21 protein-coding genes, 1 tRNA gene and 1 pseudogene are annotated in these 23,802 nt (G+C 63.7%); 10 read left to right on the top strand and 13 right to left on the bottom strand.

Annotated elements, in window-relative coordinates; translation table 11 throughout:
* Both EK416_RS17605 and EK416_RS00740 read left to right on the top strand, forming a co-directional pair.
* Positions 1 to 701, top strand: a pseudogene (locus EK416_RS17605) (hypothetical protein); the annotation flags it as partial.
* Between the two features lie 139 nt (positions 702 to 840).
* Positions 841 to 1,071, top strand: a complete 231-nt coding sequence (locus EK416_RS00740) for a hypothetical protein (RefSeq protein WP_127075335.1) — start codon at positions 841 to 843, stop codon at positions 1,069 to 1,071.
* 409 nt (positions 1,072 to 1,480) lie between these two features.
* On the opposite strand, the gene EK416_RS00735 is transcribed toward EK416_RS00740, so the two are convergent.
* Both EK416_RS00735 and EK416_RS00730 read right to left on the bottom strand, forming a co-directional pair.
* Positions 1,481 to 1,555: transfer RNA gene (locus EK416_RS00735), tRNA-Thr, on the bottom strand.
* Positions 1,556 to 1,733: 178 nt separating this feature from the next.
* Positions 1,734 to 3,152 (bottom strand): sodium:proton antiporter, encoded by a 1,419-nt coding sequence (locus EK416_RS00730; RefSeq protein ID WP_210210956.1) that lies wholly within the window; start codon positions 3,150 to 3,152, stop codon positions 1,734 to 1,736.
* 137 nt (positions 3,153 to 3,289) lie between these two features.
* Between EK416_RS00730 and msrB the strand changes: the two genes are divergently transcribed.
* Positions 3,290 to 3,694 carry a peptide-methionine (R)-S-oxide reductase MsrB gene (msrB, locus tag EK416_RS00725; protein ID WP_127075331.1) on the top strand — a complete coding sequence of 135 codons (405 nt, stop codon included), beginning with the start codon at positions 3,290 to 3,292 and terminating at the stop codon, positions 3,692 to 3,694.
* Here msrB and EK416_RS00720 read toward each other — a convergent pair.
* Positions 3,643 to 3,879 (bottom strand): hypothetical protein, encoded by a 237-nt coding sequence (locus tag EK416_RS00720; protein WP_127075329.1) that lies wholly within the window; start codon positions 3,877 to 3,879, stop codon positions 3,643 to 3,645. The two genes, msrB and EK416_RS00720, sit on opposite strands and share 52 nt — an antisense overlap.
* Before the next feature lie 682 nt (positions 3,880 to 4,561).
* Between EK416_RS00720 and EK416_RS00715 the strand changes: the two genes are divergently transcribed.
* The gene (locus tag EK416_RS00715; RefSeq protein WP_127075327.1) at positions 4,562 to 5,929 is read left to right on the top strand and encodes a replication-associated recombination protein A; all 1,368 of its coding nucleotides are present in this window, start codon (positions 4,562 to 4,564) and stop codon (positions 5,927 to 5,929) included.
* 143 nt (positions 5,930 to 6,072) lie between these two features.
* On the opposite strand, the gene EK416_RS00710 is transcribed toward EK416_RS00715, so the two are convergent.
* From EK416_RS00710 to hisA, 4 genes are all read right to left on the bottom strand, one after another.
* A complete protein-coding gene (locus tag EK416_RS00710) occupies positions 6,073 to 6,390 on the bottom strand; it encodes an RNA-binding S4 domain-containing protein (protein WP_127075325.1) in 318 nt (105 codons plus the stop codon).
* Positions 6,387 to 9,809 (bottom strand): helicase-related protein, encoded by a 3,423-nt coding sequence (locus tag EK416_RS00705; protein WP_127075323.1) that lies wholly within the window; start codon positions 9,807 to 9,809, stop codon positions 6,387 to 6,389. The genes EK416_RS00710 and EK416_RS00705 overlap by 4 nt, the downstream gene beginning before the upstream one ends.
* A 163-nt stretch (positions 9,810 to 9,972) precedes the next feature.
* On the bottom strand, positions 9,973 to 11,304 hold the full coding sequence (locus EK416_RS00700) for a DUF3108 domain-containing protein (RefSeq protein WP_164729788.1): 1,332 nt from the start codon (positions 11,302 to 11,304) through the stop codon (positions 9,973 to 9,975).
* 161 nt (positions 11,305 to 11,465) lie between these two features.
* Entirely contained in the window at positions 11,466 to 12,197 is a 732-nt protein-coding gene (hisA, locus tag EK416_RS00695; RefSeq protein WP_127075319.1) for a 1-(5-phosphoribosyl)-5-[(5-phosphoribosylamino)methylideneamino]imidazole-4-carboxamide isomerase, read from the bottom strand.
* Between the two features lie 137 nt (positions 12,198 to 12,334).
* On the opposite strand from hisA, the gene EK416_RS00690 reads away from it, so the two are divergent.
* The gene (locus EK416_RS00690; protein WP_127075317.1) at positions 12,335 to 12,706 is read left to right on the top strand and encodes a hypothetical protein; all 372 of its coding nucleotides are present in this window, start codon (positions 12,335 to 12,337) and stop codon (positions 12,704 to 12,706) included.
* On the opposite strand, the gene hisH is transcribed toward EK416_RS00690, so the two are convergent.
* The 3 genes from hisH to hisB are packed head-to-tail and all read right to left on the bottom strand — an operon-like array spanning position 12,669 to position 14,413.
* Positions 12,669 to 13,319 (bottom strand): imidazole glycerol phosphate synthase subunit HisH, encoded by a 651-nt coding sequence (hisH, locus tag EK416_RS00685; protein ID WP_127075315.1) that lies wholly within the window; start codon positions 13,317 to 13,319, stop codon positions 12,669 to 12,671. The two genes, EK416_RS00690 and hisH, sit on opposite strands and share 38 nt — an antisense overlap.
* 1 nt (position 13,320) lies before the next feature.
* Positions 13,321 to 13,800, bottom strand: coding sequence for a DUF2628 domain-containing protein (locus tag EK416_RS00680; protein ID WP_127075313.1), 480 nt, complete (start codon positions 13,798 to 13,800; stop codon positions 13,321 to 13,323).
* 19 nt (positions 13,801 to 13,819) lie between these two features.
* Positions 13,820 to 14,413, bottom strand: a complete 594-nt coding sequence (hisB, locus tag EK416_RS00675; protein ID WP_127075311.1) for an imidazoleglycerol-phosphate dehydratase HisB — start codon at positions 14,411 to 14,413, stop codon at positions 13,820 to 13,822.
* Between the two features lie 86 nt (positions 14,414 to 14,499).
* Between hisB and hslV the strand changes: the two genes are divergently transcribed.
* From hslV to EK416_RS00655, 4 genes are all read left to right on the top strand, one after another.
* Positions 14,500 to 15,072, top strand: coding sequence for an ATP-dependent protease subunit HslV (gene hslV, locus EK416_RS00670; protein WP_127075309.1), 573 nt, complete (start codon positions 14,500 to 14,502; stop codon positions 15,070 to 15,072).
* The gene (hslU, locus tag EK416_RS00665) at positions 15,065 to 16,378 is read left to right on the top strand and encodes an ATP-dependent protease ATPase subunit HslU (RefSeq protein WP_127075307.1); all 1,314 of its coding nucleotides are present in this window, start codon (positions 15,065 to 15,067) and stop codon (positions 16,376 to 16,378) included. Before hslV ends, hslU begins: the two co-directional genes overlap by 8 nt.
* 121 nt (positions 16,379 to 16,499) lie before the next feature.
* Positions 16,500 to 17,378: an SHOCT domain-containing protein gene (locus EK416_RS00660; RefSeq protein ID WP_127075305.1), complete on the top strand. Its 879-nt coding sequence runs from the start codon at positions 16,500 to 16,502 to the stop codon at positions 17,376 to 17,378.
* 335 nt (positions 17,379 to 17,713) lie between these two features.
* The gene (locus EK416_RS00655; protein WP_127075303.1) at positions 17,714 to 18,181 is read left to right on the top strand and encodes a hypothetical protein; all 468 of its coding nucleotides are present in this window, start codon (positions 17,714 to 17,716) and stop codon (positions 18,179 to 18,181) included.
* Between the two features lie 313 nt (positions 18,182 to 18,494).
* Here the strand turns inward: EK416_RS00655 and EK416_RS00650 are convergent, their stop codons facing one another.
* The 3 genes from EK416_RS00650 to cysS form a co-directional block, all read right to left on the bottom strand.
* A complete protein-coding gene (locus EK416_RS00650; RefSeq protein ID WP_164729787.1) occupies positions 18,495 to 18,881 on the bottom strand; it encodes a DUF423 domain-containing protein in 387 nt (128 codons plus the stop codon).
* A 215-nt stretch (positions 18,882 to 19,096) separates the two neighbouring features.
* Positions 19,097 to 20,749 (bottom strand): citramalate synthase, encoded by a 1,653-nt coding sequence (gene cimA, locus EK416_RS00645; protein WP_127075299.1) that lies wholly within the window; start codon positions 20,747 to 20,749, stop codon positions 19,097 to 19,099.
* A gap of 100 nt (positions 20,750 to 20,849) precedes the next feature.
* Positions 20,850 to 22,187 (bottom strand): cysteine--tRNA ligase, encoded by a 1,338-nt coding sequence (cysS, locus tag EK416_RS00640; protein ID WP_127075297.1) that lies wholly within the window; start codon positions 22,185 to 22,187, stop codon positions 20,850 to 20,852.
* A 285-nt stretch (positions 22,188 to 22,472) separates the two neighbouring features.
* Between cysS and EK416_RS00635 the strand changes: the two genes are divergently transcribed.
* On the top strand, positions 22,473 to 23,759 hold the full coding sequence (locus tag EK416_RS00635) for a DUF2865 domain-containing protein (RefSeq protein WP_127075295.1): 1,287 nt from the start codon (positions 22,473 to 22,475) through the stop codon (positions 23,757 to 23,759).
* The last annotated feature ends 43 nt before the right edge of the window (positions 23,760 to 23,802 follow it).

Below are 23,802 nucleotides of genomic sequence, written 5' to 3'. Positions count from 1 at the left end.
CCGAGCATGCGCATCAGCCTGCGAAGGCTGACGATGCGGCGAAGGTGGCCCAACCCGCCGCCGCCGAAAAGCCTGCCGAGCCCGCGAAGGACGCTGCGAAAGCCGACGAGGCGAAAAAGCCTGTGGCCGAGGCGGTAAAGGCGGAAGAGCCGAAGAAGCCCGAGCATGCGCATCAGCCTGCGAAGGCTGACGATGCAGCGAAGGTGGCCCAGCCCGCCGCCGCTGAAAAGCCTGCCGAGCCCGCGAAGGAAGCCGTGAAAGCCGACGAGGCGAAAAAGCCTGTGGCCGAGGCGGTCAAGGCGGAAGAGCCGAAGAAGCCCGCTTCCGAAGCTGCCAAGGCTGAAGGCGAAAAGAAGGAAAAGCCTGCGGAGCCAGCCAAGGCCAAGGAAGCCGCGAAAGCCGCGCCCGAGAAGAAGGTGAAAGCAGAAGACGGCGAGAAGAAGCAGAAGGCCAAGGCTGCCGCGAAGGAAGAAGAAAACGCCAAGCCGAAGAAGCGCAAGGGCGAAGACGAGGCGGGCTCCGGTCCGGCAAAGGTCAGCGTCGAAAAGCCGAAGCGCGGTCAGTTCGCCAGCGAGCGTGAAGCGGCGGCCAAGTGCCCCGGTTCGGTTGTGTGGGTGGACAAGAGCGGGTTCAACCACTACCCGGGCACGAAGGAATATGGCCGCAAGCCCGGTGGTTTTGGCTGCGAAAGCGGGCTGTAATCGAACGCTGCCCCAAGGCGGCATTTCATTCTGGAGCGGCGGATTTGAAATCGGCCTCGCTTTTTGACGAGCGCATTGCCGATTTCAAATTCACGAGCCGCTCCAAACTTTAATTTCCGGAGCGCCTTATGAACTTTAAATGCGACCAAAGCCGCCGATTCACCCTTGGTCGCATTTGAAGTCCGGCGCCCTCGTCGGCGATGCCGATACGGATTCGATCAATCCGCGATCAGACGGCTTCGTTTGGGTGCGGGTTGATCGCCTCATCCTGATGAAAGGCAGTTCCGGGCAGCATTCGGCACTCGTTGGGGCGACGGTCGGCGGCTGGGACGGAAGAAATCTGGAAGCCTGTCAGCAAGTCAATCGCTGACGGCAAACCGGATGAAGTGGTTGCTCCTGCGGACAGACAGTTCGCAACACGGCTGCGGCAAGCGTGACGGCTGCGCAGAATGTGAGCGCGCCGGCAGCCGCGATGCCACGCTTGAAAAAAGCTCCAAAACGGCAAACCGCGTCCGCAACAAGTCGTCGAACTTATTTGCGACGTCCGAGCGATGTCGACACGCGCCGCCCCCGTATCCCGAAATCGGCGCGATGAGCGCCGCTTCGCATGCCTTACGGTTCGCTCCACGAAACTGAACGATGCCACCCTGGAGTGAGATTATGTAAGCGTCATGGGAGGCAGACCTATTCCACGATTCTGCCGGAATGCGCGGAAGCCGGGGACTATCGCTGCTCGCCCTCGCAAGGCGCGCTTTTCTCGGAGATGTCAGGGGGATGGATGGTGCTGCAAGAGAGGATTGAACTCTCGACCTCTCCCTTACCAAGGGAGTGCTCTACCACTGAGCTACTGCAGCGATGCGGCGGAAACTGCCACAGCCGCCGCCAAGGTGCAAGACCTCATAAGCGATCATCTCAGGCAATTCGACGCGATATCGTTCAATGAGCGGTTTCAGCGGCTTAAAAGACGCGCAGGAACCGCTATGACGGCGTTGCAGCTCCGCTCGCCTCGGCCGCTTGACGCCTTGCGCCTTATCAGCCGGCGAAAAACAGCGCTGTCATCAGCAGGAGCGGTGGAATCATGAAGGCCCCCGACCACACCATGAAGCCGAAGAAACTCGGCATCTTGACGCCTTGATGCTCGGCGATGGCGCGAACCATGAAGTTCGGCGCGTTGCCGATATAGGTGAGCGCGCCCATGAAGACCGCGCCCGCCGAGATGGCGGCCAGCGTCGAAGCGAGCGGACCGGAGAGCGCCGCCGCGTCGCCGCCCGCCGCGTTGAAGAAGACGAGATAGGCCGGCGCATTGTCGAGGAAGCTCGAAAGCAGCCCGGTCAGCCAGAAATAGGCGATGTGATTCGGAGCGTCGGCGGTGCCGAGGGCGGCGAACAACGGCGCAGCCGCACCGTGCTCGCCCGCCTTCAGGATGGCAATCGCCGGCACGATGGTCACGAAGATCGCAGCGAACAGTTTCGCCACCTCGATAACGGGGCCCCAGCTGAATTCGTTCTGTCGGCGCGCCTTGAGCGGGGTCAGCGCCAACGACAAGAAGGCGAGGGCGACAAGCGCCGCGTCGCGCACAAGGCTTTCGCCGCGCACCTCGACACCCGCGATGTCGACAGGTCCGATAAAGGTCGTGCCGCTTGCCGCAACCGCGAACACCACGCCCGCGATCAGCGGCAGGTTCACCACGCCCCAGATCTTCAGGCCCTCGCCGCCGAGCCGGTGCTCGCGCGGCGTCTCGGTTTTGTAATAGCGGCGGTCGATCAGATAGAACCAGCCGAGAAGAATGGCCGCGAGCAGAAGCGTATGCGGCCACAGATGCTGGAACGGCCAGGAAAACGGCACGCCCTTCAGATAGCCGAGGAAGAGCGGGGGATCGCCGAGCGGGGTCAACGCGCCTCCGACGTTGCAGACGAGGAAGATGAAGAAGATCACGAGATGAGCCTGATGCGTCCGGCTGCGATTCGCGCGCATCAGCGGGCGGATGAAGATCATCGCAGCGCCGGTCGTTCCGACGAAACTTGCGATGCCCGTTCCGGCGGCCATGATCGCCGTGTTCTGGCCGGGCGACCCGCTGAGGCTGCCGCCGAGCCAGATGCCGCCCGCGATGATGTAAAGCGAGCCGATCAGCACGATAAAGGGGATGTATTCCAGCAGCGCCACATCGAGCAGTTGATGCAGCGTTGCGGATAAACCGAAGGCGCCTGCAAACGGCACGAGGAAGAGAAGCCCCCAGACGAGCGCGACCAGTCCCTGCCGCCGATGCCAGAAATGCGGCGCGATCATCGGCAGGAGCGCAAGCGACAGGAGCACGCCAGCGAAAGGCAGACACCACAGGAGGCTCAGGCCAGCGCCATCCGGCGAAGGTCCGGCGGCCATGGCAGGCGTCGAGCCTGTCAGCACGGCGAGGGCCGCGATACCAAGACGGAGAGATCTGAAGGACATGATCATTGCGGTGATTCTCGGAGGCCGGACGGATGACGCCGTTGTGAGCGGAAGGGCAGGGTGACTGCGGGGGCGCCCTCTTCAAAAAGGCTACCGGCCTCCACATAACACATTCAAGAAGAATGCGAGAGGAGGTCGGGTCAATGACCGAGCGCATGATAAAGAGCGATGCGGAGTGGCGAGCGAAACTGACGCCCGAGCAATACAAGGTCACGCGTCAGCACGGGACGGAACGAGCGGCGTCCAGCCCGCTGAACGACGAAAAGCGCGAAGGCGTGTTCGCCTGCGTCTGCTGTGGCGCGCCGTTGTTCGCCTCGGATGCGAAGTATGATTCGGGGTCCGGCTGGCCGAGCTTCACGAGCCCCGTGGATAAGGATGCCATCACGACGCACGAGGATCATTCCTTCATGATGAACCGCACGGAGGTGCGTTGCGCACGCTGCGACGCTCATCTTGGGCACGTGTTTCCGGACGGGCCGCGTCCCGCGGGCTTGCGCTACTGCATGAACGGGGTGGCGCTCGATTTCAGGCCGTCCTCGGCGAAGTAGGCGGCGGCGATCCCCGCGCTGCATCTAACCGGCAGCGCGGGTTGCAATTTATCCGTGTACGTCCGGATCAGCCCGAGGACCCCACGCCGCAAACGCGCCTGCGCCGAATTTTCCACACCGGCCGCCGCACACCCGATCCATTCGGACGCGGCTTCGCTGCCGATACAAAAAATCATGTTTTTCAATGATGTGTAAAATCCGGGGAGAGACGTTTCTCGTCGTTTGTGGACACGTAGCCGCAACTGCCCGACAATTGTCCCCAGCTTGTAGACAGCGGCGACAGGCGGCTTGTTAAGCTCGCGGCTATGCCACAAGATGGGCACCAGTTCGGGTTGAAAGCAACAAGCACAAGGCACTTTGCAACCGTGCGACAGTGCCGTTCCCGAATGCGAAAGCCTCCTACTGCCGCTTAGCGGGGAGCATCCTCGCGACTGGGATGCGGCGGCAGTCTTTTCGCTGGCGGTCTATCGGAAGATCGGTCCTGTGCCGCATCCGTGGACGCATGCAGCGCGCCAGTGGATGGAGCGTTTTTGAGCAAGGTGCATACTGGATCGTGCATGAAAACGCGTTCAGGGCAGCAAGCTTGGGGGGGCCGTCGTCACGCGATGGCCCCCAAAGTCCGATCATGCGCGAACTGACAGGCAAGGAACAAATCCTGGGGTGGCGGAAGCGCGATGCGATGTATTTCTTCGGCCCGGCCTCTCCAGCACGCCCGCGTCGAATTTCCGGTCTGCGCATTGACGCGGCTCCCATAGCCCGGCGAAGATGGACGAGAGAGGCGCGCCCTCCAAATCTCCGCGTCTCGTTGCCATCTCCAGCAAGCCGGCAAGCGAACGAAGTGCAGCCGAACTCCCACCGGTGACAGTCATGGCCAAACCGCGCTCATCATCATCCGCACCGTACGAAGGCGCAACGCTGTTTGAAAGCGTGCCGCCGTCGCCCGCCGTGCTGGCGTCGCGACCGCTTCCCGACCGGCTGCGTCCGGCTTCGCTCGGCGAGGTGATCGGGCAGGAGCATCTCCTCGGCGAGGGTGGCCCGCTGCGCCGCATCGCGGATGGCGAAGCTCCGCGATCCATGATCTTCTGGGGGCCGCCCGGCACCGGCAAGACCACCGTCGCGCGGCTCATGGCGAAGGGTGCGGGCGCGCATTTCGAGCAGATCTCCGCGATCTTTTCCGGCGTGGCGGACCTGCGCAAGGTGTTCGACGCCGCGAAGGATCGCCAGCGCTTCGGTCAGGGCACGATCCTTTTCGTGGACGAAATCCACCGCTTCAACCGCTCGCAGCAGGACTCGTTTCTGCCCTTCGTCGAGGACGGGACCATCATCCTGATCGGCGCGACGACGGAAAACCCCTCCTTCGAACTCAACGGCGCTCTTCTGTCGCGCGCCAAGGTGCTCGTCTTCAGGCGTCTGACGGATGAGAACATCGGGCAGCTTCTCGCGCGCGCGGAAAGCGTGCTCGGCAAGACACTGCCGCTGACGGCGGACGCGCGGGCCGCGCTGATCGGCATGGCGGACGGCGACGGGCGCACCGCGCTCAATCTCACGGAAGACGTGTTCGCCATCGGCCGCGATCCGTCGCAACCCATCGACGCGCCCGAACTGACCGAAATCGTGCAGCGCCGCGCGCCGCTTTACGACAAGAACCGCGACGGCCATTACGATCTCATCAGCGCGCTGCACAAGGCGGTGCGTGGCTCCGATCCCGACGCGGCGCTCTACTGGTTCTGCCGCATGATCGACGGCGGCGAGGCCCCGCTGTATCTCGCGCGGCGCATGGTTCGCATGGCGGTGGAGGATATTGGGCTTGCCGATCACAACGCGCTCGTGCAGGCCATCGCCGCGAAGGACGCTTACGACTTCCTCGGTAGCCCCGAAGGCGAACTCGCGCTCGCGCAATGCGTCGTCTATCTCGCCACCGCGCCGAAATCGAACGCGGCCTACAAGGCCTATGGCGCGGCGATGCGCTATGCGAAGGAAAGCGGCTCGCTGCCGCCACCGAAGCACATCCTCAACGCGCCGACGAAGCTCATGAAGAGCGAAGGATATGGCGCGGGCTATGTCTACGATCATGAGACGGAAGAAGGCGTCTCGGGTCAGAATTACTTCCCGGACGGGCTGGAGCGCGCCGAGTTTTACCATCCGAGGGGGCGCGGCTACGAGGTCCGTATCGAGGAACGGCTGCGCGCATGGGCCGAGATTCGGCGCGACGTGGCGCGGCGGGGCGGTCGATAGAGCGCAAGCGGTTTTACGTACGGCGCCCCAGCAGCATGCGGCTCACGTGGCTGCCCCGATGGAGCTGGCGGGGAAGCCTCCGGCGAGACTTCATGGACCGATGAGCATGCGCTGATCGGCTCCTCCGCGCGAAAGGCCTCGCTTCAGGCGTTCGATTCGCTCGCTTCGCCGCCTCCAGAGACCGGCGACTGCGGCCCCAGCCGCTCGCTATAAAGCGCGGCGGCTTCCTCGGGAGGCCCGCGCCGCTCGCCGATGCCGCGTATCTCGATCACGCGAACACGCCCGAACAGACTCGCCGTCAGCACGTCGCCGCACTTGATGCAGGTGGCGGCTTTCACGACGCGTTGACGGTTGACCCGGATGCAGCCCTCCTCGATGAGCTTCGCGGCGAGGCTGCGCGATTTCACGAACCGCGCATGCCAGAGCCACTTGTCGAGGCGCTGCTCGTCCGGTGCTGTCAAGCGGTCTGATCCTCGGTCTGTTTTTCGAGGCGCTCCTTGAGCTGGCTCAGTGCCGCGAAGGGTGAATCGGGATCGACCGCACCGGAAGCCCGTTTTGGTGCCGCGCTGGCGGCGATGGGCTGCCTGCCCTGCGGACGTGGAGGCCGCGCATCGCGATTGCGGTCGTTCGGCCGGTCGGAGCGCTGATGCTGAGGCCGGTTCGGCTGGCCGCCGCCCGAACGGCGTTCGGCATTGTCGGGGCGTGGTCCGTCGCCCTGACGTTCGCCTTGCGGGCGATCGCGATTGCCATCGGAGCGCGGCTGGTGGCGGTTACGGTCGCCCCGCTCGCGGTTCTGATCGCGCGGGCCGCCGCGGTCGCGCGAGAAATCGCGGCGCGGCTCTCTGCGGTCGCCACCCGCGGCAGCGCTCTCATTCTGTCCTGCCTGGGCCTCCGCGCCAGCGGCGGCTGCCGGCTGGTGTGGGGTATCGGAACGGTGACGCGGGCCGCGTTCTCCGGGCTGCCGCTGACCGCCGCGCTCGCCCTGTGGGCGATCGCCATGGCCTGCGCCGCCATGGCGGCGATGCTGCGGGCGACGGTCTCCCTGTCCTTCGCCGCGCTCGAATTTCGGCTTCGGCCGACGGAAACGCCAGACTTCCTCAAACTCCGGCTCGGCGTTTTCGGCGGCAGCGGAGGTCGCTTCCGAAACAGCGGGCTCGTCCGCCGACGCCTCGGCGTGCGGCTCGGCCACGCCCCGCGCGACGGTTGCGGCTGCTTCGGCAGCTTCTTCCTGCGCAGGTTCGATGGAAACGCCGTCCTGGTGTTCGGCCTGCGAGAAAGCTTGCGGCGCGCCTTCCGGCGCGAGTTCGCCTTCCGGTCCGGCGGTCTGGGCTTCGGCTGCTGCTTCCGTCACGACCGACGGTTCGGCGCCCGTTGCGGCCTGCGCGACGTCAGTGGCCGGGGCCTTCTTGACGGGGCGCTTCTCGCGGCGGAATCCGAGCGATTCGAGGATCGCCCCCAGTTCTTCGGCCGAACAGCCCATGATGGACATCATCTCGGGCCGGATGCGGAAAGCGCCGCCGCCCGCCGCGCCAGCCGGCGGCTCGGCGCTGGTGTCGGTCGGCTTCCACGTGGTGAGCGGCCGGATGATGTCGGCGAGCCGTTCCAGCATGTCGATGCGCACGGCGCGCGGTCCGCATACGTGGAAACCCGCCGCGCGATAGAACGCCTCCGGCAACTCGGCGGTCTTCGGCACCGACGTCAAACCCTGGCGTGGAGCCTCGCCGATGGATGCCGGCGTCAAATTATGCTCGGCGCCACTTTTCAGGAGCCAGAACAGCAGCAGCAGATCCGCCGAGGCAGGCTTCAAAAGCAGCGGGAAATAGATGTGATGCGCGCCGAAACGGACGCCATATTTGCGAAGCTGGGCGCGGCCATCTTGGTCGAGCGACTTGATTTCCTCGGCCACGGTATCGCGCTTGAGGATGCCGAAACTTTCGCGCAGGCGAAACGCGATACCGCGCGCAAGGCCGGTGATTTCCTCGGCCTTGGCGATCTCGACGAGCGGCTTGAGACGCACCTCGATATAGTGCTGGAGCCACGTATCGACGCGCTTGCCGATATTTTCCTTGTCGATGGCGGCGAGATGCTCGTCCGAGTTCAGCACGAAGGCCGGCTTAAGCGGATCTTCGCTCGCGGCGAGCTTGCCGATCTCCTGGTTTTCCCAGACGATCCGCCCCTCGCGTGTCAGCGTGAAACCCGTATCGGGTGCCGATGCGAGACGATCCGCGCGGGCGGCAAGTTCATGCACCAGCACCTTCGCTGCGGCGTTGCGCGCGGCCTTGCCGTTGATGCCGGACGTGGCTTCGAGGTCGGGCGTGAAGCAGAATCCTTCGAGCTTGCCGACGTAATGCTTCTCCACGACGACGCGGCCGTCCTTCTCGATCTCGGCGAAGAGGCTGTCCTTGTCGCGCATGCTCTTCATGAGCACGCTCGTTCGCTTGTCCACGAAGCGCTGCGTCAACTGCTCGTGCAGCGCGTCGGAGAGCCTGTCCTCGATCTCGCGCGTCTTGCCCTGCCAGTGCTCGGGGTCCTTGAGCCACTCGGAGCGGTTCGAGACGAACGTCCAGGTGCGGATGTGCGCGATGCGGTTCGACAGCGTGTCGATGTCGCCGTCGGTGCGGTCGGCCTGTTCGACCTGCTGGGCGAACCAGTCTTCCGGAATCAGGCCCTCGCCTGTCATGATGTGCTTGTACAGGATGGCGACGAGATCGCCGTGCTGGTTCGGGCCGACCTTGCGGTAGTCCGGCACCTGGCAGACATCCCAAAGCCGCTTCACCGCGCCGGGGCCGGTCGCGAGTTCCGCGATGCGAGGATCGCTGGCGGCGAGATCGAGCGCTTCGACATCATCTGCCGTGCGCACGCGCGTAAGACGCGGATGGTCCGGCAACTGGCGCAGACTGTCCTTCAGACGATCGACGCTGTCGAAATCGAGGCGCGTATTGCGCCACTGCAGCAGCTTCACCGGCTCGAAATCGTGATTTTCGAGCTTGTTGACGACATCCTGATCGAAGGGGTCCACATCGGCGGTCACGCCGAAAGTGCCGTCGTTCAGATGGCGGCCCGCGCGGCCCGCGATCTGGCCGATCTCGGCGGGCGTAAGGTCACGGTGATTCCGCCCGTCGAACTTGCGGGTTCCGGCGAAAGCGACATGATCGACGTCGAGATTGAGGCCCATGCCGATGGCGTCGGTCGCGACGATGAAATCCACATCGCCGTTCTGATAGAGCGCGACCTGCGCGTTGCGCGTACGGGGCGAAAGCGCGCCGAGCACGACGGCAGCGCCGCCGCGCTGGCGGCGGATCAGTTCGGCAATGGCGTAAACGTCGTTCGCGGAGAACGCCACGATGGCGGAGCGGCTTTGCAGCCGCGTGATCTTCTTCTGGCCGGAGTAGGTCAGCTTAGACAGACGGGGGCGCGCGATGAAGTTCGCGCCGGGGATCAGTTCGCGGATCGCATCCGTCATGGTCGAGGCGCCGAGCAGCAGCGTCTCGCTTGTCCCGCGTGCGTGGAACAGGCGGTCGGTGAAGACGTGGCCCCGGTCCGGATCGGCCGCAAGCTGAATTTCGTCGACGGCCAGGAAGTCGACCTCCACATCGCGCGGCATTGCCTCGACGGTGCAGACGTAATAACGCGGACGTTCGGGCTTGATCTTCTCTTCGCCCGTGATGAGCGCAACGTCGCGCGGGCCGATCTGCGCGACGATCTTGTCGTACACTTCGCGGGCGAGAAGCCTGAGAGGCAGGCCGATCAGTCCGCTTTCGTGTCCGAGCATGCGCTCGATGGCCAAGTGCGTCTTGCCGGTATTGGTCGGACCCAGCACCGCCGTAACATGACGGGACTGGGATGGCTTGATGGAAGCCGTCTGCGTTGATGCGCTCATGAGCGGACTTTCTGATAAACCGCACGCTGTTGGTGGTTATGTATCAGGCTTCGGCGCGATGCGTGTGCGAAGAGGTGCGCCTGCGGCAATAAAGCGAGCCCGCCGTGATTTCGTCGGCAGCTCAGCCTATCGTCGCGAATGGTAGCCCGTGTCTTTCCCCTCTTCACTCGGCGAGTGCATGACGCCCCCCGACCGTTTCCACGTTGAATGTCGCTGTCACAAGGGAAGCGGTGCCTGCGGGGGTCGGCACATGCACATAGTAGGGTACTATTAAACCTGCTTCCGGCAACGGTACAAGCCAAACTTCTATACCGGTATTTCCGGTTGCATAATCATTTTCGCCGGGTTTGCCCAGCTTGTAGCCCGCAATCGGAACATAACGCACGCTGCAGACATAGGCCGGCCCCCTGAGTTTGCCGGCTCCCGAGACCGATCGCGTCCCCTTCGGCGACAGCACAAGGTCATAACGGATCTTGCCGTCGAAGATCGGCAGGCGCTTGTTGCAGGCACCTTCGCCCGTATTTTTCGCGAGCCGCGCCTGCGAAAGAAGGACGAGCGCGCTCAAGGGATCGACCACGTTCTGCAGATGCGCCGCCGTGATCGGGGCATTGCGCGGGCCCGGCCGCGCGGGCGGGTTGATCAGAATGTCGCGCACCATCCTCTGCTGGAAGCGCAATTCCACCGTCTCCCCGCGATTGCCCGTCTGGTAGCGGAAAATGTAGTTTTGCGGAACAGGTCCGTTGGCCGTCATGAGCCCGCTGCTCGATGTCACGCCCTGCCAGCTCACGCTGCCGAACAAGACGCTGATATTGGCGTCGGCCTGCAAGGAATATTGGCGGTTCGTGATCGACGAGCGGATGCGGAAATCGCCGATATGCGCGCCGATCCAGTGGATGCGGTAGAGGGCGTTGATGGTGGAACTGCGCACGGCGAGGTCGCCATTGCCGCCGTCGATTCTGGGCGTGAGGCTCTTCGGCTGGTCGGCAGCCTTCTCGGCGGCACGTTCGCGCTCTGCCGAAGACTTCTCCGCGGCTTTATCTGCGGGGCGCGCTTCCTTGCCGTCGCCGCCGGTCTTGGCATTGCCGGAAGCGCTCGTCTGGGTCTGGGAAGGTCGCTTCGCTTCCGGGGCGTCGGCTGCCTTGGGAAGCGGCTTGTCGCTGTCGGACCTTGCATCAGGCGCCGCCTCGGCCTTTTTTTCCGGTGGCTGAGAGGCTTCGACTTTTTCCGCACGCTGCGGAGCTTCGGCTTTCTGTTCCGGTGAGGGGGAAGCCTCGGCCTTCTCCACGGGCTTGACAGCCTCTGAATGCGGGGGAGCCTCGGTTCTTTTTTCCTCCGCCTTCTTTTCCGACGGGGCATCGCTCGCGGGGACGCTGCCTTGCGGCGTCTCCTCCGCGCGCGCCCTGACTATGGAAGCAGAGGCGAAAAGCAGAAGCAAAAGGAAGAAAACAGCAGCGGGGCCCGCCCTATCGCTGCCAAGCAACGGTCGCTTTGCCATTAAGGAGGCTCTTCCTTTCGCAGGCATCGTTTGCCACTCCTTTGCCGGTAGTGGCGGATTTCGTCAATTATGTGTTGCAGAAGGCAACGGGGCGTTAACGCCCCGATCAGGTGACAGATAAACCCGCGAGATGAGGCGAAGCTTGCGTTTCCTTCGCGGGATCAGGATGCCCCGCCGATGAGCGCAAGCGCCGCCTTGGGATCGAGCCGCCCGTCGTAAAGCGCACGGCCCGCGATAGCGCCCGCGATGATGGCATGGGCCGGGGACAGAAGCCTTTCGATGTCGGCGATGCCGGCAAGTCCGCCGGACGCGATCACGGGAATGTGCACGGCGCGGGCCAGTTCGGCGGTCGCTTCGAGATTGAGGCCGGTCAGCATGCCGTCCCGCGCGATGTCGGTGTAGATGATCGCGGCGACGCCCACGTCGGCAAGGCGCTGCGCAAGGTCCACAGCCGAAAGCTCGGACGTTTCGGCCCAGCCCTGTACCGCAACGCGGCCATCCTTCGCATCGATGCCGACCGCGATCTTTCCCGGAAAGCGGGCGCACGCTTCCTTCACGAGATGAGGATCGCGCACGGCGGCCGTGCCGAGGATCACCCGCGACACGCCCCGGTCGATCCAGTGCGACACGCCTTCGAGCGTGCGTATACCGCCGCCGAGCTGCACCGGGATCGTGACCGCCGCGAGGATGTGCGTCACGGCGTCGGCGTTGACCGAGCGGCCTTCAAACGCGCCGTTCAGGTCCACGACATGCAACGCGGAGAAGCCTTGCGCCTGGAACTGCCTCGCCTGATCCGCCGGGTCGTCGTTGAACACCGTGGCCTGATCCATCAGACCTTGTTTCAAGCGCACGCATTGCCCGTCTTTGAGATCGATGGCGGGATAGAGAATCATTCAAGTTGTCCCCAGGATTAAACACACGTGGATCAACACCACGAGCGCAGGCTGTTTTCTTTGACCGGACGCGTCGGCTTTCCTTTAGTATCAGTCCGAGAGGCCCCGTTCAAACCGAGTTATGCGAAGAGTGTGCGATGCGCCGTTATCTCGTCTGCTGGGAGTTTCACCGTGAGAAGCGCGCCGCGAAGGCAGCCGATACCCTCCGCAGGCTCGCAACGGAATGGGAACACCCGATGACGGGGGTCTGGTTCATCCGCACCGAGGCAACGGCTGACGAAATTCGCGCGGCCCTGATGCAGGACCTTACATTCCGGGACCGCCTGCTTGTCTGCGAGACGGGCGAAGAGGCCGTGGCGTTCAATACGAGCGACGCGTTTGGCGAGAAGGTCTCGCAGATCGCCGACGCGCGATCGAAAAGCCAGATCCTCAAGGCCATCTTCAGCCGCAACGGGCAGACTTCGCGTCACCTCAAGGCCGCCACCGCAAGAAATTTGAAATCAGCCTGAGGCCGAGCTTCTGGCTTTTCTCCGGGTGGAACTGGCTGCCCGCGATGTTGTCGCGAGCGACGAGCGCCGTGATCGGGCCGGCGTAATCCGTGCGCGCCACCACGTCGGCCGTATCCGTCGGCTTGAAGTGATAGGAATGCACGAAATAGGCGTGCCAGCCCTCCTCGCCGCCGGGAATGCCGTCCAGCAGCGGATGCGGGCGCGCCATGTCGAGCGTGTTCCAGCCCATATGCGGGATCTTGAGGCGCGCGTCGGACGGCGCGATGAGGGCCACCTCGCCGCCGATCCAGCCAAGCCCCCTGTGCTCGCCATGCTCAAGCCCGCGATCCGCCAGCATCTGCATGCCGACGCAGATGCCAAAGAACGGTCGTCCGCGGTCGAACACGGCTTCCTTCAACGCCTCGATCATGCCGGGCGTTTCCGAGAGCCCGCGATAACAGTCCCCGAACGCACCGACGCCCGGCAGCACCACGCGGTCGGCGCGGCGCACGGCTTCGGGGTCCGAGGTTACGCGGATGTCGGTGTCGAAGCCGCCTTCGCGCGCCGCGCGCTCGAACGCCTTGGCCGCTGAGTGAAGGTTTCCCGACTGGTAATCGACGATTGCGACGCTCATGTCAGGCCGTCGCCTCCGGCCAGGTGCCCACGGAGTGCGGCGTCTGCCATGCGCCCTTGACCGGGCCGGAAGCCCTTCCGCCGCCGATCCCGGCCACGGGAGGCATCCATGCCGCGAAGAAGCGGTGCTCGCATTCCTCGCGGTCGCGCCCGGCAACGGATGAAATGAAGGTGTACCCCTTACGCTGGAGCCGCCAGCGGATGAGGTCGTTGCCCTCGAAGCCGATGATGAGCGCCACAAGCAGATTGACGATTCCCGCGGTCTGTTCGCCTGCGCCGAATTGGATCAGGATTGCATAAAGCCCCGCCGCCAGCGCCGCCACGGCGATGGCTTCCAGCCAGAGGCGATTCCAGAGCAGCCAGAACGGGCCGAACAGAAAGCCCCAGAACGTGAAGCCCTCACGCACGAAGGCAACGTGTTCGGAGCGCTCCTCGACATTGCCGGTGGAGTGCGGCGGCTCGTGCACAGTGTAAATGATCATGGGCGGTTCCAGCCAGGCGTCACCCGCCGAGCTGCCCTTTCGTCGATGGAATTTCGCCGCGCGCGGCCTCGTCGATCAGAATGGCCTCGCGCAGCGCCCGCGCCAAGCCTTTGAAGCAGCTTTCGGCGATATGATGCGCATTTTCGCCGTAGAGCGTCTCGATGTGAAGCGTGATCCCGGCATTCTGTGCCAGCGCCTGAAAGAACTCGCGGAAAAGCTCCGTGTCCATCTGGCCGATCTTCTCGGTCGGAAACGTCACGCGCCAGATCAGGTAGGGGCGGCCCGAAATATCGAGCGCCACGCGCGTCAGCGTTTCGTCCATGGGCAGATAGGCGTGCGCGTAGCGGCCGATGCCGCGCTTGTCGCCCAGCGCCTGCGCGATGGCTTGCCCCAGCGCGATGCCGACGTCTTCAACCGTGTGATGCTGGTCGACATGCAGGTCGCCCTCGGCCGAGAGGGTGATGTCGATGCGGGAGTGCTTAGAAAGCTGCTCCAGCATGTGGTCGAAAAAGCCGACACCCGTCGCTATTGAAAAAGCGCCGGTTCCGTCCAGATTCACCTCGACAGCGATCCCGGTTTCCTTTGTCTTCCGTTCGATCCGCGCTTTTCTCACAGCTCAGTCCTCGTTGGCCACGCAAGCCGCTTCTTGACGGTTTTAGCGCGCGCGCCATATCCGCTTCGATAAAGCAGGTACGACAAATGACGCATTTTGCGCAATCCCCTCACGACCCCACAGGCTGGCACGGCACCACAATTCTTACCGTTCGCAAGGGCGGCCGGGTGGTCGTAGCCGGTGACGGACAGGTGTCCCTCGGCCAGACGGTTATCAAGGCCAACGCGAAGAAGGTCCGAACCCTCGGCAAGGGCAATGTGATCTCAGGCTTCGCGGGAGCGACCGCCGACGCGTTCACGCTGTTCGAGCGCCTCGAATCCAAGCTTGAAATGTATCCCGACCAGCTTGTCCGCGCTTGCGTCGATCTCGCGAAGGATTGGCGCACCGACCGCTATCTGCGCCGCCTCGAAGCCATGATGATCGTCGCCGACAAGAACGCGACGCTGGTGCTCACCGGCACGGGCGATGTGCTGGAACCCGAGCGCGCCGTCATGGGCATCGGCTCCGGCGGCAATTATGCGCTCGCCGCCGCCCGCGCGCTCCTCGACACTGACCTCTCCGCGGAGGACATCGCGCGCAGATCCATGGCCATCGCCGCCGACATCTGCGTTTACACGAACAACAACATCATCGTCGAAAGCCTGCCGTCCAATGTCTGAAGTCAATTTTTCCCCGCGCGAGATCGTCTCCGAACTCGACCGCCACATCGTCGGCCAGAACGACGCGAAACGCGCCGTCGCCATCGCCTTGCGCAATCGCTGGCGCAGGCAGCAGCTCAAGGACGACATGCGCGAGGAGGTGCTCCCGAAGAACATCCTCATGATCGGCCCGACGGGCGTCGGCAAGACGGAGATTTCGCGCCGCCTCGCCAAGCTCGCCAATGCGCCGTTCCTCAAGGTCGAAGCCACGAAATTCACCGAAGTCGGGTATGTCGGCCGGGACGTGGACCAGATCATCCGCGACCTCGTCGAAAGCGCGATCAGCCTCGTGCGCGAGACGAAGCGCAAGGAAGTGCGCGCAAAGGCCCATCTTCTGGCGGAAGACCGGGTGCTCACCGCGCTCGTCGGGCCGCATGCCAGCCCCGCCACCAAAGACGCGTTCCGCAAGAAGCTGCGCGATGGCGAACTCGACGAAAAGGAAATCGAGATCCAGGTGGCCGATACGGGTGGCCCGATGGGCGGCTTCGAGATCCCGGGCATGCCCGGCTCGTCCATAAGCATGATGAATCTCAACGATGTGCTCGGCAAGGCGTTCGGCCAGCGCACCAAGACGCGCCGTCTTTCCGTGCGCGATTCTTACGAGGTGCTGATCAACGACGAAAGCGACAAGCTGCTCGACAACGAGGCCGTGGTTCAGGATGCGATCACGGCGGTGGAGGAAAACGGCATCGTCTTCCTCGACGAGATAGACAAGATCACCGCGCGGTCCGAACGCATGGGCGCCGACGTCAGCCGCGAGGGCGTGCAGCGCGACCTGTTGCCGCTGATCGAGGGAACGACCGTCAGCACCAAATACGGCCCGGTGAAAACCGACCATATCCTGTTCATCGCGTCGGGTGCGTTCCATGTGGCGAAGCCGTCGGACATGTTGCCCGAGTTGCAGGGCCGTCTGCCGATCCGCGTCGAGCTTCAGGCGCTGACGGGCGACGATTTCCGCCGCATCCTGCGCGAGCCGAAATCGAGCCTCATCAAGCAATCCATCGCGCTCATGGCAACCGAGGGCGTGGAACTTGAGTTCAGCGAGGACGCCATCGACGCCATCGCCGATGTGGCAGTGGAAGTGAACGCGAATGTCGAAAATATCGGCGCGCGCCGTCTCTCTACTGTCATGGAGCGCGTGCTGGATGAAATCAGCTTCGAGGCGGCAGACAAGGCGCGGACGAAGTTCGTCATCGACGCGGCATATGTCAAGGCGCAGGTCGGAGATCTCGCGAAGAACGCGGACCTGTCGAAATTCATTCTTTAGAGTTTGCGCGAGAAGAGCGCCGCAAGTCTTGCGCACGTTTCATTCAGCATTCGAGCGAGCGCTCGAATGCTCCAAAGGTAGAATAACGCCGAGCGCAGATGCGCTAAAGGGAGACGCCGCAATGACAAACCTGACGCCCGAGGGCGAACGCCTCGTCGCCGCCATCGCCGACCGCTATCAGATCGCCATCGACTCCGTGAAGATCATGTTCGACGCCGTCATTCGCGGCGGCGGAAGCATGGCGCAGTTCAACTTGTCCGAGTTCGGCGGCGGCGGCCAGTGGATGCGGGGCGGCATGACCATGGTAGGCGACATGTTCAACAATTCCGCCAAGGTTACGGTCGACAATCTCTGCAATGAGTTGTCTAACCTGATGTTCCAGCCGGGTATCTTCGCGCCGCAACCGCAGCAGCAACCTTACGCCAACCAGAATCACTCGAATCAGCAGCAGCAACAATCGGGCGGTTTTCCGGGGCAGCAACAGCAGTCGGGCGATTACGGACAGTCGCAATATCAGGGCGGCGGCTTCGGCCAATCCTCGTCGGGCGGCTGGTGGCCGTCGGAGCTTGGCAACCCGTCGTCGACGGGCGGGCAGAACACGACGCGTTATGCCTATTTCCCCCACGCAAATCGCCTCGCCATCGATTACGGAAATGGGCGCGTCGAAATTTACGACACCACGGGCTACTCGGTCTATGGCTTCGGGCAGCAGCAGGGCGGCGGCGAGAGCATGACGTTTTCGAGCCAGAACGGCACCGTGCGCATCGACACGCTGCCGCGCGTCGGCGGCGCTGCCGGGCAAAACGCGCCCGCTGCCGTGTCGCATGGCGGCGAACACGCGTCGCCCGCAGCGGTAACGACCTCCGGCGCGACCACGGTCAGCGAGCTGCAAAATGCGGGGCTGGCCCTTCTCGAACAGCTCGGCGGCTTGCGCGACAAGGGATATATTTCCGAAGAAGAGTTTGCTGCGAAGAAAGCGGAAATTCTGAAGCGGCTGTAGCGGGCCGCAACGTCGCAGGCGTGTTCGGACGCCGTCAATAAATCGATTCCACGAGGCGCGGCGCATCGGCGTGGCGCCTTTTTTGCATCCGCTGCACACGCGGAACGCGACTGATTCGAACGGTCGCCCCATCGCTTGTGCGTCCCGGTTTGGATGCGATGCGTATTATATTTGGCGGAATTTCAGCCGTTTGGCTGATAAAAAAATCCGTCTAATGAAAAAAGAAGAGCCATGTCATTGTTAAAAGCCCACTTTTTACGTAAAATTAAACACAACCATAGATTGCTAAGGGAGAAGCCGGCCGCGGGGGCCGGTTCAAACCGAAAGCAAAAACAATGGCCTCTCTCTCTCCCAACACTATTGCGATCAACACGATCGCCCATAATCTCGCCAATGCAGCCGATGCCGTTGCAGCTCTGGACGTTGCGATTTCCGAAGAGCTGCGCGCGCTGATCCGCCTTGCGAATGCCGAAGTCGCCCGTGTGCGCAAGGCCGCCCGGAAGGCCGCCGCCACGGCCAAACGCGCCGCCGCCGCTGCCGCCTCGATCGCTGTCGAGCCGAAGCAACCCGCGCGCCGTGGCCGCAAGCCGAAGGCGAAGGTCGAAGCCGCCGCCGTCGTCGAATTTCCGGCTGTTATCGACGTCGTGGCTGAAGCGGTCGAAACTCCGGCTGAAAAAGTCAAGTCTGCGCCGATCGAAATCCCGTCGGAAGCGCTTGAAATTTCCGCCGTTCTCGCCACCGCCGCGCCGAAGGCACGGGGTCGCCGCCGCAAGACCGTCGCCAACGGCGTGACCGCCCATTAAGACCTGTCGTCATCAAGCAGAGGTTCAGACAGCCACCGGGTGCAGTCCGGGCCGCAAGTTCAGAGCGAGTGCTGCGTAACGGAATGGAGTTACACCGCGTGATGAAGCGTCCAGTGTTTTCCGCATGCGACGAGGAGCAGGGGAGCGCGCCCCCGCGCACCGCAGACGGCGGAAGGTCCAGTGCAACAAGCCGGTAGCAGGCGTCGACGGTTTCGTCGTCGCCCGAGCGCCGGCTTCTTTGTCGTGATGCGATCCGGGCGCGGAAATATGTTTAGGGCCTATCCCTCTGATTGATAGGGGAAAACAGCTTCACCTAACGGCGCAAACCGAGAGCGCCGATGGCGAAAGCCAGCCAGGCGCCGATGAGGGCCGCGCCGCCAGCGGGAACCACGCCGAACGGCGTCGCGAAGATCTCCGTATGGCGCGCATAGATGCCGCCCGAGAACAAGACGATCCCGACGACGAACAGCAGCGCCGCGAGGTTCAGGAAGATCGTGCCGACACGCGTCCGCCAGCCCTGCGAGATGAAGAGCACGACGCCGACGCCGAGCAGCGCAAGCGAATGCAGCGTGTGATAAAGCGCCGCCGAAGCGAACGCCTGACGCGACGCATCGGCCGTCACCTCGTGCGCGCCGATGGCTCCGGCCGCGACCGAGAGCGCGCCAAGAACCGCCGCGATGAAAATCCAGAAACGCCCCATGTCTTTACCCCCGAATATCCGCCGGTCGGCTTCATCCTCCGGCTCAAAACAACACGAGATACGCGGACAGGCCGCGCGAGAAAATTCCGTCAGCCAGCGGACGCGTGGCATCGCGCCCGATCCTGGAAGCCTGACCCTTGCCGCACCGTCCTACGCCAACGCGGCCCTTCCGTCATCCCCAATCGAGGGAAGCGATTAACGGGCCACGAACGGTGTCAGGCGCTCCTTCTCACGGCCGCGCCATCGAAAAGCACCACGCTGTCCGTGCGTGCGACCGCCGCCACCCCGTCTTTCAGAAGCTTGAAATTGATGGAATCGAGCAACGCCTCGAACGACGCATCTACAATATTGGGCGAGACGCCCACCGTGAACCAGCGCACGCCCGATGATTTTTCCCGGCACTCGATGAGCACGCGCGTGATCGCGTCCGTGCCGCCGGTCAGGATACGCACGCGGAAATCCACAAGTTCGAGATCCTGTATGCTCGGCTGATAGGCGCCGAGATCCTTTCTCAACGCCTGGTCGAGCGCATGCACCGGGCCATTGCCTTCGCCGGCATTCATGAGAACGTCGTCGCCGATACGCACCTTGACGACCGCCTCGGACACCGTGACAAGCTCGCCCTTCGCGTTGTGGCGGCGTTCCACCATGACGCGGAACTGATCCACGTCGAAGAAATCGGGCACCTCGCCAAGCGCCCGCCGCGCGAGAAGCTCGAAAGAGGCGTCGGCCGCTTCATAGGCGTATCCTTGCGCCTCGCGCGTCTTCACATCGTCGAGGAGCGCGGCGAGGCGCGGATCGTCCTTGTCGACCTCCATGCCGATGCGCGCGAGTTCCGCCAGGATGTTCGACCGTCCCGCCTGATTGGAGACGAGCAGCTTCCGCGCGTTGCCGACACTCTCCGGCGGCACGTGCTCGTAGGATTTCGGCTCCTTGTTCACCGCCGAGGCGTGAATGCCGCCCTTGTGCGCGAAGGCCGATTCGCCGACATAGGGCGCGTGGCGGTTCGGCTGGCGGTTCATGAGTTCGTCGAACTGGCGCGACACGGAGGTGAGCGTCTTCAGCGCGGAGGGCGTGACACGCGTCTCGAACGCGCCCCCGAAATCGTCTTTCAGCAGCAGCGTCGGGATGATGGAGGTCAGGTTCGCGTTGCCGCAGCGCTCGCCGAGGCCGTTCAACGTGCCCTGCACCTGACACGCGCCCGATAGCACGGCGGAAAGCGAATTCGCCACACCCTGCTCGGTGTCGTTATGCGCGTGGATGCCGATGTGGTCGCCGGGGAGCACGCTTGTCACCGCCGCCACGATCTTCGCGACCTCGTGCGGAAGCGTGCCGCCGTTCGTGTCGCACAGCACCACCCAGCGCGCGCCCGCCTCGTACGCCGCCTTCGCGCAGGCGAGCGCATAATCCGGGTTTGCCTTGTAGCCGTCGAAGAAGTGCTCGCAGTCGATGATGGACTCGCGCCCGCGCTCGACCACCGCGGCAACCGATGCGCGGATGGCGTCGAGATTTTCATCGAGCGTGATGCCGAGTTGCAGGTCGACATGAAAATCCCAGGACTTCGCGACGAGACAGACCGCGTCCGCCTTCGCCGAAAGAAGCTGCTGAAAGCCCGGGTCGTTCGAGGTGGAGCGGCCCGCGCGCTTCGTCATGCCGAAGGCGACGAGCTTCGCGTTGAGCTTCGGGGGCGCCTCGAAAAAGGCCGTGTCCACCGGGTTCGCGCCGGGATAGCCGCCCTCGATATAGTCGATGCCGAGCGCGTCGAGGCGCTTCGCGATGAGATGCTTGTCTTCGAGCGAGAAATCGACGCCGAGGGTTTGCGCACCATCGCGCAGCGTGGTGTCGAAGAGATACAGCCGCTTTTTCATAACTTGCCCAATCAAAAAGAATGCGCTCCGCGCCTGCCGGGAGCGCTGAAAATCGCGCGCGCTTTGCAAGCTTCGCCCCGTTTCCGGTCGGCAGGTTTTGCTACCGCGCGATTTCCCAGGTCGTCTCGATTTCGCCTGTCGCCGGGTTCTTCGCGTCCTTCAACGCGACGCCCATCGCGGCCAGCTCGTTGCGGATGCGGTCAGCCTCCGCCCAGTCCTTCGATTTGCGGGCCGCCAGCCGCGCGGTAATTCGCGCCTCGATCGCGTTTTCGTTCACCGCCTTCAAACGCGGATCTTCCGCAGGTTCGCCGAGGCCGAGCAGATCGAGCGCGCGAAATTTGTCGCCCGGCTCCATCTGGTGGATCGCCGAGATGGCGAGCGGCGTGTTGAGGTCGTCGGCGAGTGCATCGAGAAACGCGCTGTCGTCGAAATCGCCATCGCTCACCACGCCGTCTTCGTCAATGGCCGCGCGCCAGCGCCTGAGCAGCGAATCGCTTTCCGCGAGACCCTTCGCCGTCCAGTCCATCGGCTGTCGGTAATGCGTGCGCAGCATGTTGAGACGGATCACATCGCCCGGCCAATCCTTCAGCAGGTCGCGGATGGTGATGAAATTGCCGAGCGACTTCGACATCTTCTGTCCCTCGACCTGAAGATGGCCGTTGTGCACCCAGTAGTTCGCCATGACTTCGGTATCGTGCGCGCAGGTCGATTGCGCCAGCTCGTTCTCGTGATGCGGGAAGAGCAGGTCGATACCGCCGCCATGGATGTCGAACACGGTGCCGAGGTGCTTTTCGGCCATGGCGGAGCATTCGAGATGCCAGCCGGGACGGCCGAAGCCCCACGGGCTTTCCCATCCGGGTTCCGCGCCCGTGCTCGGCTTCCAAAGCACGAAGTCCATCGCGTCGCGCTTGTAAGGCGCGACCTCTACGCGCGCGCCCGCCCGCATGTCGTCGACGGACCGGCGGGAAAGCTCGCCATAATCGTCGTCGGACGGCACGTTGAACAGCACATGACCTTCCGCTGCGTAGGCGTGGCCGCGTTCCACCAGACGTTCGACGAGCGCAATCATCTCCGCGATATGCTCCGTTGCGCGCGGCTCGATGGTGGGCGGCAACGCGCCGATGGCGGCCACGTCTGCGTGAAACTGCGCGGCGGTGCGCTCGGTCAGTTCGCGGATCGATATGCCCTCGGCTGCCGCCCGCGCGTTGATCTTGTCGTCGACGTCGGTGATGTTGCGCGCATAGATGACGTGCTCGGCGCCGTAGATATGCCGCAGCAGTCGGAACAGCACGTCGAACACGATCACGGGGCGCGCATTGCCGATATGCGCGAAATCGTAGACGGTCGGACCGCAGACATACATCCGCACGGCCTTCCCGTCGATGGGCCGGAAAATTTCCTTGCGTCGTGTCCGCGTATTGTAAAGCTTAAGCTTCATAAGCCCTGGCCCTTGCTGGCGGGGCTTGTCTCTGAAACAAAAATCCTGTGCCGCGCCAGCGTTTTTCTAGCTCGCGTTGATAATGCACCGGCTGCAGATCGAAACATTTTGTCTCATGATCAGAACATCGCCGCAAATTTGTGCGAGGTCAAGCCGGACAGTGCGTGACTCGCCGATTTTGCAGTGAAATTTCGCGTGAGTGTTAAGGGCTGGTTTGCGAACGGCGGCAATCGGGGCTAATAGTTCGAGGCAGGGGCCGCCCGGCCCCGATCGGCGGCAGGTGATATGACGACTTTCTTTCGCAGTGTGAGCCTTGTTTGCGCGTTGGCGGCGACGCTCGCCTTCGGTGTCACGGAGAGCGCGGCGCAGTGGGGCAGTTCAGGCCGTTACGATTCGTCGCCTTACGGGCAGCAGCAGCCGGTTTATGGGCAGGGGCAGGCACCTTACGGGCAGACACCCTACGGGCAGGGCCAGCAGCAGGCGCCTTACGGTCAGCCCTATGGGGCGCCGCCTTACGGCAATCAGAACCCGCGCTGCCGCGACCTTGAAGCGCAGCTCTCTGGCGGTGGCGCAAGCACGGGGCAGGACCAATTGCCGAGGATCGACGCCGACATGCGCACGGCCGATATGATATTCCGCCGCGCGCAGGCCGACGCCGACCGCTCCGACTGCTATGAGGACATGTTCCTGTTCGGCAAGACGCTGCGCCGCACGCCGCGCTGCCTCGACCTCGACCGCCAGGTGCAGGATGCGAAGGCCAATCTCACGCAGTTGAAATCGCGCCGCGACGCCATCGTGCGCGGCAGCGCGCCGCGCGCCCGCCATGACGACATCGTGGCCGAACTCGCCCGCAACCGTTGCGGGGATCAGTATTCGCGCGAATACGACGCGCAGCGCAGGCGCGACAGCTCGATCTTCTCGTTCTTCAGCAATGAGGAAGATTCCGAGCCCGCCGCGCCGCGTTCGCCGTGGACCACGACGCCGACCTATGGCAGCGCGTCCACCTACCGGACGCTCTGCGTGCGTGAATGCGACGGCTTCTATTATCCGATCTCCACCGCCACGACCGAAAGCCAGTTTCAGGCCGACGCGGAGCGCTGCCAGTCGCAATGCGCGTCTCCGGCAGAACTTTATTATCACCGCTCCGATCAGGACGTGGATCAGATGGTTTCGCTCTCGGGGCGGCTCTACGTGACGCAGCCTTTCGCCTTCCGGAACCGCAAGGTCTACGTGAAGGGATGCTCGTGCAAGGCGAGCGAATATTCGCGCGAGGAAATCGCGAAGTTCGAGGAATCGCAGCGGACATCGAAGCGCGCGGATGCGAGCGGCAACAAGGCGAGCAAGGCTGCCGCTGCGGCGGCTGCTGCTCCTTCTCCGGCGGCGCCTGCGACGACCACGGCACCAAGCGCAGGCGGCGATCCGAACTTCGCTCAGCGCATCTCGCAGGCGGTGCAGAATGCGCCCGCTACGCCGCCCGCGAACGCCGGATCGACGCAAACCCTGCCGTCGACATCGTCGAGCGTCGCAACCGATGGCGATCTGACCGTGACCCCCATTCCGCGGAACCGCTGACCGCGCGAAATTCGCGCGCGTTGCCTGTTCGGAGCGTGCTCAG

The organism is Rhodomicrobium lacus, from assembly GCF_003992725.1.
Lineage (GTDB): Bacteria > Pseudomonadota > Alphaproteobacteria > Rhizobiales > Rhodomicrobiaceae > Rhodomicrobium > Rhodomicrobium lacus.
This window is presented reverse-complemented; position numbering and strand designations above follow the sequence as displayed.

Coding starts and splice junctions, on each gene's coding strand:
- EK416_RS00740 (WP_127075335.1), top strand. CDS start 841: ATGCGACCAAAGCCGCCGATTCACCCTTGGTCGCATTTGAAGTCCGGC.
- EK416_RS00730 (WP_210210956.1), bottom strand. CDS start 3,152: ATGATCATGTCCTTCAGATCTCTCCGTCTTGGTATCGCGGCCCTCGCC.
- msrB (WP_127075331.1), top strand. CDS start 3,290: ATGACCGAGCGCATGATAAAGAGCGATGCGGAGTGGCGAGCGAAACTG.
- EK416_RS00715 (WP_127075327.1), top strand. CDS start 4,562: ATGGCCAAACCGCGCTCATCATCATCCGCACCGTACGAAGGCGCAACG.
- EK416_RS00705 (WP_127075323.1), bottom strand. CDS start 9,809: ATGAGCGCATCAACGCAGACGGCTTCCATCAAGCCATCCCAGTCCCGT.
- EK416_RS00700 (WP_164729788.1), bottom strand. CDS start 11,304: ATGGCAAAGCGACCGTTGCTTGGCAGCGATAGGGCGGGCCCCGCTGCT.
- hisA (WP_127075319.1), bottom strand. CDS start 12,197: ATGATTCTCTATCCCGCCATCGATCTCAAAGACGGGCAATGCGTGCGC.
- EK416_RS00690 (WP_127075317.1), top strand. CDS start 12,335: ATGCGCCGTTATCTCGTCTGCTGGGAGTTTCACCGTGAGAAGCGCGCC.
- hisH (WP_127075315.1), bottom strand. CDS start 13,319: ATGAGCGTCGCAATCGTCGATTACCAGTCGGGAAACCTTCACTCAGCG.
- EK416_RS00680 (WP_127075313.1), bottom strand. CDS start 13,800: ATGATCATTTACACTGTGCACGAGCCGCCGCACTCCACCGGCAATGTC.
- hslV (WP_127075309.1), top strand. CDS start 14,500: ATGACGCATTTTGCGCAATCCCCTCACGACCCCACAGGCTGGCACGGC.
- hslU (WP_127075307.1), top strand. CDS start 15,065: ATGTCTGAAGTCAATTTTTCCCCGCGCGAGATCGTCTCCGAACTCGAC.
- EK416_RS00660 (WP_127075305.1), top strand. CDS start 16,500: ATGACAAACCTGACGCCCGAGGGCGAACGCCTCGTCGCCGCCATCGCC.
- EK416_RS00655 (WP_127075303.1), top strand. CDS start 17,714: ATGGCCTCTCTCTCTCCCAACACTATTGCGATCAACACGATCGCCCAT.
- EK416_RS00650 (WP_164729787.1), bottom strand. CDS start 18,881: ATGGGGCGTTTCTGGATTTTCATCGCGGCGGTTCTTGGCGCGCTCTCG.
- cimA (WP_127075299.1), bottom strand. CDS start 20,749: ATGAAAAAGCGGCTGTATCTCTTCGACACCACGCTGCGCGATGGTGCG.
- cysS (WP_127075297.1), bottom strand. CDS start 22,187: ATGAAGCTTAAGCTTTACAATACGCGGACACGACGCAAGGAAATTTTC.
- EK416_RS00635 (WP_127075295.1), top strand. CDS start 22,473: ATGACGACTTTCTTTCGCAGTGTGAGCCTTGTTTGCGCGTTGGCGGCG.